The following is a 12,224-nucleotide window of genomic DNA, read 5'->3' as shown; positions in this document are numbered from 1 at the left end:
GTAAAGGAAGACACCAATGTTTGAACAACTGGGTTTGATTGGCTGCGGCTTGATGGGCGGCTCGTTTGCGCTGGCCTTGAAGCAAGCCGGCTTGGTCAAGCGCGTGGTCGGCTACAGCAAATCACCCTCCACCACCGAACGCGCCCGCAAAATGGGCGTGATCGATGTTGAAGCGCCCTCGGCCCTGCTGGCCGTGGCCGGGGCCGACATCGTTTTGCTGGCCGTACCGGTTGCGGCCACCGAGCGCACCCTCAAATCCATCAAGCACTTGATCACCCCGCAAATGCTGGTCATGGATGTCGGCTCCACCAAAGCCGATGTCGTCAGCGCCGCGCGCAGCGCCCTGGGGTCACGCTTGGGCAGCTTTATTCCCGCCCACCCCATTACCGGCAAAGAGTTGGCCGGGGTTGAGCACGCCGATGCCAATCTGTACCGGGGGGCCAAAGTGGTCATCACGCCCACTGAGCGCACCTTGACCGCCCAACTGCACAAAGCCCAGCTGCTGTGGTTGGCCCTGGGCTGCGAGGTCAGCACCATGAGCCCGCAGGCGCACGATGCGGCCTTTGCCGCCGTCAGCCACCTGCCCCACCTGTTGGCCTTTGCCATGATGCACAGCATCACCGGGCAACTGCATGGCGAGGATTACCTGCAGCTGGCCGGCCCCGGGTTCAAAGATTTCACCCGCATTGCCGCTGCCGATGCCAAAGTGTGGCGCGACATTCTGCACGCCAACCAGGAAGAAGTGCTCAGCCAGCTGCAGCACTACCGCCACGCCTTGCAGGCTTTTGAAGCCGCCTTGCAAGCCAACGACACCGCCGCCCTCGAAAGCATGATCGAGCACGCCAGCGCCGCCCGCAGCCAATGCTTTGCGGCCCCGAAAAAAGACTAACGGCATGTTTACCACCGCATTTCTTGACCTGCCCCACCTGGCCAGCGCCCACGGCTGCGTGCAGCTGCCCGGCTCCAAAAGCATCTCCAACCGCGTCCTTTTGCTGGCCGCACTCAGCCACGGCACCACCGTGCTGCACGACCTGCTCGACTCGGACGACACGCGGGTCATGCTTGATGCCCTGCACGCCCTGGGCTGCACCATCACCCCCGGCCAAGTCACACCGGGCCAGCCATTGCACATCACCGGACTGGGCGGTGCGTTGCCGGCCGATGCCGCAGCCACGCTGTTTTTAGGCAACGCCGGCACCGCCATGCGCCCCTTGACGGCCGCCTTGGCGGTGCTGGGCGGTCAGTTTGAAATGACCGGCATCGCGCGCATGTATGAGCGCCCCATTGGCGATCTGGTCGATGCCCTGCGCCAATTGGGCTGCCAGATTGACTACCTGGGCACCCCAGGCTACCCGCCGCTGAAAATCGGCCACCCCGACTTTGCCGCCCATTTGGCTGCACCCATCCGCGTGCGCGGCGATGTCTCCAGCCAGTTTTTGACCTCGCTGCTCATGGCACTGCCCCTGCTGGCACGCACGCAAGCCATCACCATCGACGTGCAAGGAGAGCTGATTTCCAAGCCCTACATCCACATCACCCTGGAATTGCTGGCGCGTTTTGGCATCCGCGTGGAAAACCACGGCTGGCAGCGCTTTGTCATCCCAGCGGGCAGCCACTACCAATCGCCCGGAGCCATTCATGTCGAGGCAGATGCCTCATCGGCCAGCTATTTCATAGCATTAGGCGCAATAGCCACGGGCGATAATGGCCAAAAAAGCATCAAAATCGAAGGCGTTGGGCTGGACTCGATCCAGGGCGACATCCGCTTCGCTGAAGCCGCCCAAGCCATGGGCGCGGTGGTCACCGGCGGCCCCAATTGGCTGCAAGTGCAGCGGGGCGCGTGGCCACTCAAAGCCATTGATCTCGATTGCAACCACATCCCCGACGCGGCCATGACCCTGGCCGCCATGGCCTTGTACGCCGATGGCACCACCACCTTGCGCAACATCGCCAGCTGGCGCGTCAAAGAGACCGACCGCATCGCCGCCATGGCCTGCGAACTGCGCAAATTGGGTGCTACGGTGGAAGAAGGGGCCGACTTCATCCGCATCACCCCCCCGGCGTCGGTGCAAGACTGGCAAGCCGCCAGCATCCACACCTACGACGACCACCGCGTGGCCATGTGCTTTTCGCTTGCGGCCTTTAATCCGGCGGGCCTGCCCGTGCGCATTGAAGACCCCCAATGCGTGGCCAAAACCTTCCCCGATTATTTTGAGGCCCTGTTCACCCTGGTGCAGCCCAGCGTCCCGGCCCCGGTCATCTGCATTGATGGCCCCACCGCCTCGGGCAAAGGCACGGTGGCCAGTTTGGTGGCCCAGCGTCTGGGGTTTGCCTTGCTCGACTCGGGGGCGCTCTACCGCATTGCCGGCTTGGCCGCCACCCGGGCCGGCATTCCTTTGGAAGCGGCGCACGCCCAGCAAATTGCCGATCTGGTCGCCACACTGCACATTGTTTTTACCCCGGACCAGCGCGTACTCCTCGGGGCCGAAGACATCAGCCTGGCCATTCGCACCGAAGCCGCTGGTATGAATGCTTCACGCGTTTCAGCCTTTCCTGCTGTGCGCCAAGCGCTACTACAATTGCAGCGCGATTTTCGCCGCTTGCCTGGCCTGGTGGCCGACGGGCGCGACATGGGCACGGTCATCTTCCCCGATGCAGCGCTGAAGGTGTACTTGAGCGCCAGCGCTCAATGCCGTGCAGAAAGGCGCTTTAAACAGTTGATAGATAAAGGTCTTTCTGCTAATATTGCCGACCTTTTGGCAGACCTTCAGGCGCGCGATGCCCGCGATATGCAGCGCAGCGCAGCGCCCTTAAAGCCCGCCGAGGATGCTTTGCACTGGGACAACCACGCCGAACGCACGATTGAACAAGCCGTGCAGCAGGTGCTGGCCTGGTGGGAGCAACGCCAGCCTTTTGCAGCCGCCCAGCGCCCATAACGCCCAGCGCTGCTGCTCAAGACCACGCCCGCACGGGGTTGGCCAACGCTGTCACACAGCGGCCAACCCGTTGCGGTTTTTCACTTTTAACCCGCAGATCTTTTTCTGCACCCCGATCGCGGGCAGCCTTAAAAACGCGCAGCAATAGTGCTGCCGGAAACCTGCCCTTGCGACCAAGGAAACACATGTCCGAATCTTTTGCCGCCCTGTTTGAAGAATCCCTGCAACGCACCGAAATGCGTCCTGGCGAAGTAATCACTGCCGAAGTGGTTGCCGTCGATCAAAACTTTGTGATCGTGGACGCTGGCCTCAAATCCGAAGCCTATGTGCCAATTGAAGAGTTCAAAAACGACCAGGGCGAAATCGAAGTCCAAGTGGGTGACTTCGTCTCGGTGGCCGTTGGTGTCATCGAAAACGGCTACGGCGACACCGTGCTGTCGCGCGACACCGCCAAGCGCCTGGCCTCGTGGCTGTCGCTGGAGCAAGCGCTGGAATCTGGCGAATTCGTCACCGGCACCACCAGCGGCCGCGTCAAGGGTGGCCTGACCGTGTTGGTCAATGGCATCCGCGCTTTCCTGCCCGGCTCGCTGATCGACACCCGTCCGGTCAAAGACCTGACCCCCTACGAAAACAAAACCCTCGAATTCAAGGTCATCAAGCTGGACCGCAAGCGCAACAACGTGGTACTGAGCCGCCGCGCTGTGGTGGAAGCCTCGATGGGTGAAGAGCGTGCCAAGCTGATGGAGAACCTGAAAGAAGGCGCCATCGTGCAAGGTGTGGTGAAAAACATCACCGAATACGGCGCATTTGTGGACCTGGGCGGCATCGACGGCCTGCTGCACATCACCGACATGGCCTGGCGCCGCGTGCGTCACCCCTCTGAAGTGGTGACCGCTGGCCAGGAAATCATGGCCAAGATCCTCAAGTTCGATACCGACAAAAACCGCGTCTCGCTGGGCCTGAAGCAAATGGGCGACGACCCCTGGATGGGCGTAGGCCGCCGCTACCCAGCCAGCACCCGCCTGTTCGGCAAAGTCACCAATATCGCTGACTACGGTGCCTTCGTGGAACTGGAACCCGGCATCGAAGGCTTGGTGCACGTTTCCGAAATGGACTGGACCAACAAAAACGTGGCCCCCAACAAGCTGGTGTCCCTGGGCGACGAAGTCGAAGTCATGGTCCTGGAGATCGACGAAGACAAGCGCCGCATCAGCCTGGGCATGAAGCAGTGCCGCGCCAACCCTTGGCAAGAATTTGCCCAGAACACCAAGCGCGGCGACCGCGTCAAGGGCCCGATCAAGTCGATCACCGACTTTGGCGTGTTCGTGGGCTTGGCCGCTGGCATCGACGGCCTGGTGCACTTGTCTGACCTGTCGTGGAACGAAACCGGCGAAGCCGCTGTGCGCAACTACAAAAAAGGCCAAGAAGTCGAAGCCATCGTGCTGGCCGTGGATGTGGAGCGCGAGCGCATCAGCCTGGGCATCAAACAACTGGACCAAGATCCCTTCACCACCTTTGTCACCGTGAATGACAAAGGCTCGATCGTGACCGGCAAGGTCAAGACCGTGGATGCCAAGGGCGCTGAAATCGAACTGGGCGAAGACATCCTGGGCTACCTGCGCGTTTCTGAAATCTCGCAAGACCGCGTGGAAGATGCCCGCAGCGTCCTGAAAGAAGGCGACGAAGTAACCGCCGTGGTGACCAACGTGGACCGCAAGACCCGCAACATCCAGTTGTCGATCAAGCAAAAAGACCACGTCGAGCAGCAAGAAGCCATGGCCAGCCTGTCGGCCCAATCCTCGAAAGAGAACGCCGGCACCACCAGCCTGGGCGCACTGCTGCGCGCCAAGCTGGACGCTGACAAGTAATCCAACCACGCACAAGGCAAACTGAAGTTTTTAGTTTTGCCTTCTCACAACGGGCGCTGCCATCAGCGCCCGTTGGCTATTAAGGGGAAGGTGCTTGCACGCAAAGCACCTTCCCCCCTGTTTGACATTGATTGTTTTCCGCCATGACCCGCTCTGACCTTGTTGAAGAACTCGCTGCTCTGCTTCCATTTTTAATGCAACGCGATGCCGAGCAAGCTGTCAAAGCCTTGCAAGATGCCATCGTCGATGCCTTGGTGCAGGGCCAGCGCATCGAAATTCGTGGGTTTGGCAGCTTCTCCATCCACCACCGCCCGGAGCGCACGGGCCGCAATCCGCGCAGCGGCGAATCGGTGCTGGTACCCGCCAAGCGTCTGCCCCACTTCAAACCAGGCAAGGCCTTGCGTGAAGCCGTTGACTTTGCGCCCACCGCCTAGAATGCAACCTTCTTCGGAAGGGCTTGCGATGAAATACCTCGTATGGCTGCTCAAGGCAGCCATTTTTTTTACCTTGTTTGCATTTGCACTGAATAACCAGCACAGCACCACCGTGCACTGGTTCTTTGGCCAGTATTGGAGCGGGCCACTGGTGCTGATCGTCTTGGCGGCATTTTGCTTGGGGCTGCTCACTGGCATCTTGGTCATGCTGCCGCGCTGGTGGCAAGCCCGCCAACAGGCCAATGCCGCAGCCTCGCCCGCCCCTGCCCTGGCAGAATCCTCCGCCGCTGCCGCCCACCCGACCACACTCCATGAACTTTGATTTAAGCTGGATTTTGCTGGGCCTGCCCTTGGCCTTTGTGCTGGGCTGGCTGGCCTCGCGCATGGATTGGCGCCAAATGCGCCTGGAAAGCCAACGCGCCCCCAAGGCCTACTTCAAAGGGCTGAACTACCTGCTCAACGAGCAGCAAGACCAGGCCATTGATGCCTTTATTGAGGCCATGCAAAACGACCCGGACACGGCCGAGCTGCACTTTGCCCTGGGCAATTTGTTTCGCCGCCGGGGCGAATACCTGCGGGCCGTGCGTGTGCATGAGCACTTGCTGCACCGTGCTGATTTAAGCGATGCCGATCGCCAGCGTGCCCAAAACGGCTTGGCGCAAGACTATTTGAAAGCCGGACTCTTAGACCGCGCCGAAGAAGCACTGCACCGCCTGGAAGCGACCGCTTACGAAACCGATGCCCGTTTAGCGCTGCTGAGCATTTATGAGCGTGCCCGCGACTGGCCCCAAGCCGCCGCCATCGTGCGCAAGCTGCAAGCCAGTGGCCAAGGCGACTTTAGCCAGCGCCTCTCGCACTATCAATGCGAGCAGGCCGCCGCCTTGGCCAACCAAGGCGAACTCGAACCCGCCCTGGCCTTGCTCACCCAGGCCACCCAGACGGCCCCCACGGCACCGCGCCCCTGGCTGGATTTGGCCCGCTTGCAGCACCACCAAGGGGCCACCGATGCCGCATGGAACAGTCTGCTCGCCCTGGCCGAGCAAGCCCCGCAGGCCCTGCCCCTGGCCCTGCCACTGCTGCAAGACATTGCCCAAGCCAGTGGCCAAGAAGCGCCAGCCATTGCCCTGCTGCGCCAGCGTTATGCCCAAACCCCATCGCTGGACCTGGTGCTGGCCTTGGTGCAATTGCAGGCAGACCCCCAAGGCCAAGCCGGGCAGCGCTGCCAGCAGCAAGACGGCACCTGCAGCCAAGGCTGGCTGCTGCGCCACTTGGAGCAAGAACCCTCTTTAGCGATTGCCCACCAATGGCTGGCCACGCAAGGGGAGCACGCCATACCGCCCACAGTGCTGCAAGCGTTGGAGCATGCCAGCCGCCCCCTGATGCGCTACCGCTGCGCGGCCTGCGGCTTTGAGGCGCGCCAGCATTTTTGGCATTGTCCCGGCTGCCAAAGCTGGGACAGCTACCCGGCGCGGCGGGTGGAAGAGCTGTAAGCCAAAAGCTGCACACTCAAACCTGGTATAGAAAAACGTTAAAACCCTTACTGGGTAAGCGCAAACAGCTATTATTTTTTAAGTAATTGGTAGAAAGGGGCGGCACATGCGAAAATCAGCGCCGCAATTTTCAATTCACAAGGGCTGCCAACATGCGATGGGGCAGCCCTTGTTTTCTTTATTAAAAACAGGACACGATCATGGAAGCAGAACGCATCAACCAAATTGGCAACACCCTTGAAGACCTGAGTGAGCGCACCCAGGACTTACGGAGGTATCTTTGACTACGATGCCAAGTTTGAACGCCTGCGCACCGTCAATGCCTCGCTAGAAGACCCCAGCATCTGGAACGACCCGAAAAAAGCCCAAGAGCTGGGCAAAGAAAAAAAATCGCTCGATGCCGTGGTCCTCACCCTGGAAAAGCTCACTACCGAGCTGGCGGACAACAGCGAACTGTTCGAAATGAGCCGCGAAGAAGGCGACGAGGCCGGGCTGCTGACCATCGAAGCGGAAACCGCCAAACTCCAGCCCCTGATTGAAGAGCTGGAGTTTCGCCGCATGTTCAGCCACGAGGCCGATCCGCTGAACTGCTACATCGACATCCAGGCCGGCGCGGGCGGCACCGAGGCCTGCGACTGGGCCAGCATCTTGCTGCGCCAGTACCTAAAGTACGCCGAGCGCAAAGGCTTCAAGGCCACCGTCGATGACGAAACCCCCGGTGACGTGGCTGGCATCAAGGGCGCGACCATTCACATTGAGGGCGAATACGCCTACGGCCTGCTGCGCACCGAAACCGGCGTGCACCGCCTGGTGCGCAAATCGCCTTTTGACAGCTCGGGCGGGCGGCACACCTCGTTTGCCTCGCTGTTCGTCTATCCAGAGATTGATGACTCCATCGAAATCCACATCAACCCCGCTGACGTGCGCACCGACACCTACCGCGCCTCGGGCGCGGGCGGCCAGCACATCAACAAAACCGACTCGGCCGTGCGCCTGACGCACATCCCCACCGGCATCGTCGTGCAGTGCCAAGATGGCCGCAGCCAGCACAGCAACCGCGATGTAGCGTGGCAGCGCCTGCGCTCGCGCTTGTACGACTTTGAAATGCGCAAACGCCAAGAAGAGCAGCAAAAGCTGGAAGACAGCAAAACCGATGTAGGCTGGGGCCACCAAATCCGCAGCTATGTGCTGGACAACAGCCGCATCAAGGACTTGCGCACCAACGTCGAAGTCTCGGCCACGCAAAAAGTGCTGGACGGCGACCTGGATGTATTTATTGAAGCCTCGCTCAAGCAAGGCGTTTAAACGAACAACCATGAAAACAGAGCAAACCCCCACCGTGGTGCAGCGCCTGGACTACACCGCCCCGGCCTTCTGGATCGAGACGGTGGAGCTGGCCTTCGACCTGGACCCGGCCAAAACCCGCGTCCTGAACAAAATGCAGGTGCGCCGCAATCCAGAGGTGCCCGCCCAGCCCCTGCGCCTGGATGGCGAAGACTTGAACCTGGCGCGCGTGCTGGTCAATGGCAGTGGCACCAGCTTCAAACTGGACGGTGGCCAGCTCGTGCTGGAAAACCTGCCCGAAGGGCCCGAGCCCTTTGCGCTGGAGATTTTCACCACCTGCGCCCCGCTGAAAAACACCCAGCTATCGGGTCTGTACGTCAGCCAAGAGACCTTTTTCACCCAGTGCGAAGCCCAAGGCTTTCGGCGCATCACCTACTTCCTGGATCGCCCCGATGTGATGGCCAGCTACAGCGTGTTGCTGCGGGCCGACAAGGCGCACTACCCGGTGCTGCTGTCCAACGGCAACCTGGTGGAAAGCGGCGATCTGGACGATGGCCGCCACTTTGCCCGCTGGCACGACCCGCACAAAAAGCCCAGCTATTTGTTCGCCCTGGTGGCGGGCAAACTGGTCGCGCGCGAGCAAAAAATCACCAGCCGCACCGGCAAAGAGCACCTGCTGCAAGTCTGGGTGCGCCCCGGCGACCTGGAAAAGACCGAGCACGCCATGCGCTCGCTCATGCACGCCATCGCCTGGGACGAAGCCCGCTTTGGCCTGCCGCTGGACCTGGAGCGCTTCATGATCGTCGCCACCAGCGACTTCAACATGGGCGCGATGGAAAACAAGGGCCTGAACATCTTCAACACCAAGTACGTGCTAGCCAACCAAGCCACCGCCACCGACGCTGACTTTGCCAACATCGAAAGCGTGGTCGGGCACGAATACTTCCACAACTGGACGGGCAACCGCATCACCTGCCGCGACTGGTTCCAGCTCTCGCTCAAAGAGGGGCTGACCGTGTTCCGCGACCAAGAATTTTCCATGGACATGGCCGGCAGCGCCTCAGCGCGCGCCGTCAAGCGCATCGAAGACGTGCGCGTGCTGCGCACCGTGCAGTTTGCCGAAGACGCTGGCCCCATGGCCCACCCCGTGCGCCCGGACAGCTACGTCGAAATCAACAACTTCTACACCGTCACCATCTACGAAAAAGGCGCCGAAGTGGTGCGCATGCAGCACAACCTGGTCGGCAAAGACGGTTTTGCCCAAGGCATGAAGCTGTATTTCGAGCGCTTTGATGGCCAAGCAGTGACCTGCGACGACTTTGTTCAGGCCATGGCCGATGCCAACCCCGCCAGCCCCCTGGCCCAACACCTGGATGCATTCAAGCGCTGGTACAGCCAAGCTGGCACCCCCACCGTGCATGCCAGCGGCGTGTTCGATGCACAGGCACAAACCTACACCCTCACCCTGCGCCAAAGCTGCCCGGCCACCCCCGGCCAAAGTGCAAGCGCAAAACAGCCCTTCGTCATCCCCGTCACCCTGGGGCTGCTCGATGGCCAAGGCAAGGCACTGCCCTTGCAGCTGCAGGGCCTCAACGTCGGCACAGAGCACACCTTGGTGCTGCACCAAGAAGAGCAAGCGTGGACCTTCACCGGCATCACCAGCCAGCCCACCCCCTCGCTGCTGCGCAGCCTGAGCGCCCCTGTCCTGCTGGACTACCCGTTCACCGAGGCCGAACTGCTCACCCTGCTGGCCCACGACAGCGATGCCTTCAACCGCTGGGAAGCCGCACAGCGCCTGAGCTTACGCATTGCTACCAATGCCATAGCTGCTACCGCTGAAACAGCAACAGAAAAAGAGCAAAACCCTGCCAATCTCCTGCCGCAGAGCGTGGTGGATGCTCTGCGTCTGGTGCTAGAGCACCCGCAACTCGATGCCGCCTTCAAAGAGCTGGTGCTGACCCTGCCCTCCGAAAGCTACATCGCCGAGCAGCTGGACAGCGTCGATCCCCAGCGCATCCACAGCGTGCGCGAAGCCATGCGCCGGCAACTGGCCCTGGCCCTGCAACCGCAGTGGCAAGCCGCCTACGAAGCCCACGCCCACACCGGCGCTTACCAGCCCGAACCCATCGCCGCAGGCCGCCGCGCCCTGGCCGGATTGGCGCTGAACATGCTTTGCTTGGCCGCCCAGGGCGACGGTGTGTGGGCCGGCAAAGCCTACCAGCGCGTCAAAGACGCGGGCAACATGACCGACAAGGCCAACGCCCTGCAAGCCCTGGTCCAAAGCGCCAGCCCCCTGGCAAGCAACGCGCTGGATTATTTTTACCGCCAACTGCGCCACGAGCCCCTGGTGCTGGACAAATGGTTTGCCCTGCAAGCGGCCGCCCCCGATGTGCAAGGCAGCGTGCTGCCCGCCGTCAAAGCCCTGCTCAAGCACCCAGACTTTGTGCTGAAAAACCCCAACCGCGCCCGCAGCCTGGTCTTTACCTACTGCAATGCCAACCCTGGGGGCTTTCACCGCCTGGATGCGGCCGGCTACATCTTCTGGGCCGACCACGTGCTGGCGCTGGATGCCATCAACCCCCAAATGGCCGCCCGCTTGGCCCGCGCCCTGGACCGCTGGCAAAAGCTCGCCCCACCCTACCGGGAAGCCGCCCGCGAAGCCATTGCCCGCGTCGCCGCCAAGGCCGACCTGTCCAACGACGTGCGCGAAGTCGTGGCACGGGCCTTGGGTGAGTGAAGCAACATTCTAAAAAACATAGCTTCTACCGCTTATTCAGCAAAGAATTTATCAATAAAAAGCGTCAATCCCTTGCCAAACAAGCGGTAGACGCTTCTTTTTAAGGAGTTTTCATGCCACGCCGCGATAGCTTTACCCGTTACCTGGTGGAAAAACAACGGGTCGATGGCCGCATCCCCCCGCAACTGCGCCTGCTGCTAGAAGTGGTTGCCCGCGCCTGCAAGCGCATCAGCTTTGCCGTGAACAAAGGCGAGCTGGGCGAAGTCATGGGCACCGCCGGCAGCGAAAACGTACAAGGCGAAGTGCAGAAAAAGCTGGACATCATCGCCAACGAAACCCTGATTGAAGCCAACGAATGGGGCGGCCACTTGGCGGCCATGGCCAGCGAAGAGATGGAAGGCATCTACGTCGTGCCCAACCGCTACCCCCAGGGCGAATACCTGCTGATGTTTGACCCGCTGGACGGCTCCAGCAACATCGACATCAACATGTCCATTGGCACCATCTTCAGCGTGCTAAAAAAACCCGAAGGCCACCCTGGCGTACACGACAGCGACTTCTTCCAGCCGGGCACCAAGCAAGTGGCGGCCGGTTATTGCATCTACGGCCCGCAAACCACCCTGGTGCTGACGGTAGGCGACGGTGTCTCGATGTTCACCCTGGACCGCGAGCAAGGCTCGTTCATCCTCACGCAAGAGAACGTACGCATCCCCGAAGACACCAAAGAATTTGCTATCAACATGTCCAACATGCGCCACTGGGATGCCCCCGTGAAGCGCTATATCGATGAAGTGCTGGCCGGCAAAGATGGCCCACGCGGCAAGGACTTCAACATGCGCTGGGTCGCCGCCATGGTGGCCGACGTGCACCGCATCCTGTGCCGGGGCGGCATCTTCATGTACCCCTGGGACAAGCGCGAACCGAACAAACCGGGCAAGCTGCGCCTGATGTACGAGGCCAACCCCATGGCCTGGCTGGTGGAACAAGCTGGCGGCCTGGCCACCGATGGCCGCCAACGCATCATGGACGTGCAGCCCACCCAGCTGCACCAGCGTGTCAGCGTCGTCCTCGGCTCCAAAAACGAAGTCGAGCGCGTCACCCAGTACCACCTGGAAGCAGATAAAAACTCGTTATAATTGCGGTCTTTCGCCGGTGTAGCTCAGTTGGTAGAGCAGCTCATTCGTAATGAGAAGGTCGAGGGTTCGATTCCTTTCTCCGGCACCAAAACAACCAATAAACCCTGCTACTTTGCGCAAGTACCAGGGTTTATTTTTTAAATCATCCGCCTGTAGCTCATCCGGATAGAGCAATTGCCTTCTAAGCAATAGGTAACAGGTTCGAGCCCTGTCAGGCGGGCCAAAATTCCCCAAGAAATTCAACGATTTACAAGACTTTCGGTTTCTTTCGATTACTTTGGATTTCTTTCGTTTGTCACCCCGTCGGGTGACAGTGGGGTGACAAGTCAGAGGGGAAAA

General features: G+C 60.8%; 9 protein-coding genes and 2 tRNA genes. All 11 read left to right on the top strand.

The window, feature by feature from the left end; genetic code table 11:
* Positions 1-16: 16 nt before the first annotated feature.
* The 11 genes from J1777_RS06310 (at position 17) to J1777_RS06260 (ending at position 12,108) form a co-directional block, all read left to right on the top strand.
* The gene (locus tag J1777_RS06310; RefSeq protein ID WP_207574972.1) at positions 17-889 is read left to right on the top strand and encodes a prephenate dehydrogenase; all 873 of its coding nucleotides are present in this window, start codon (positions 17-19) and stop codon (positions 887-889) included.
* A gap of 4 nt (positions 890-893) precedes the next feature.
* The gene (locus tag J1777_RS06305; RefSeq protein ID WP_207574971.1) at positions 894-2,936 is read left to right on the top strand and encodes a bifunctional 3-phosphoshikimate 1-carboxyvinyltransferase/cytidylate kinase; all 2,043 of its coding nucleotides are present in this window, start codon (positions 894-896) and stop codon (positions 2,934-2,936) included.
* Between the two features lie 185 nt (positions 2,937-3,121).
* Complete coding sequence (gene rpsA, locus J1777_RS06300; RefSeq protein WP_207574970.1) at positions 3,122-4,804, top strand: 30S ribosomal protein S1; 1,683 nt, start codon at positions 3,122-3,124, stop codon at positions 4,802-4,804.
* Between the two features lie 143 nt (positions 4,805-4,947).
* The gene (locus J1777_RS06295) at positions 4,948-5,238 is read left to right on the top strand and encodes an integration host factor subunit beta (RefSeq protein ID WP_207574969.1); all 291 of its coding nucleotides are present in this window, start codon (positions 4,948-4,950) and stop codon (positions 5,236-5,238) included.
* Positions 5,239-5,266: 28 nt separating this feature from the next.
* Positions 5,267-5,560: a LapA family protein gene (locus J1777_RS06290; protein WP_207574968.1), complete on the top strand. Its 294-nt coding sequence runs from the start codon at positions 5,267-5,269 to the stop codon at positions 5,558-5,560.
* A complete protein-coding gene (gene lapB, locus J1777_RS06285; RefSeq protein WP_207574967.1) occupies positions 5,550-6,728 on the top strand; it encodes a lipopolysaccharide assembly protein LapB in 1,179 nt (392 codons plus the stop codon). Before J1777_RS06290 ends, lapB begins: the two co-directional genes overlap by 11 nt.
* Before the next feature lie 200 nt (positions 6,729-6,928).
* Positions 6,929-8,033, top strand: a protein-coding gene (gene prfB / locus J1777_RS06280; protein WP_207574966.1) for a peptide chain release factor 2 whose coding sequence is annotated in 2 segments (ribosomal slippage) — positions 6,929-7,009 and positions 7,011-8,033 — 1,104 coding nt in all. Because the reading frame shifts where the segments join, the coding sequence is not laid out codon by codon here.
* Positions 8,034-8,043: 10 nt separating this feature from the next.
* Entirely contained in the window at positions 8,044-10,749 is a 2,706-nt protein-coding gene (gene pepN, locus J1777_RS06275) for an aminopeptidase N (RefSeq protein WP_207574965.1), read from the top strand.
* Between the two features lie 113 nt (positions 10,750-10,862).
* Positions 10,863-11,885 carry a class 1 fructose-bisphosphatase gene (locus J1777_RS06270; protein ID WP_207574964.1) on the top strand — a complete coding sequence of 341 codons (1,023 nt, stop codon included), beginning with the start codon at positions 10,863-10,865 and terminating at the stop codon, positions 11,883-11,885.
* Between the two features lie 12 nt (positions 11,886-11,897).
* Positions 11,898-11,973: transfer RNA gene (locus J1777_RS06265), tRNA-Thr, on the top strand.
* Between the two features lie 58 nt (positions 11,974-12,031).
* Positions 12,032-12,108: transfer RNA gene (locus J1777_RS06260), tRNA-Arg, on the top strand.
* The last annotated feature ends 116 nt before the right edge of the window (positions 12,109-12,224 follow it).

The organism is Comamonas denitrificans (assembly GCF_017368815.1).
Classification (GTDB): domain Bacteria; phylum Pseudomonadota; class Gammaproteobacteria; order Burkholderiales; family Burkholderiaceae_C; genus Comamonas; species Comamonas denitrificans.
Note: the sequence above shows the minus strand (reverse complement) of the source record. Positions and strands in the feature narration are given on the sequence as shown.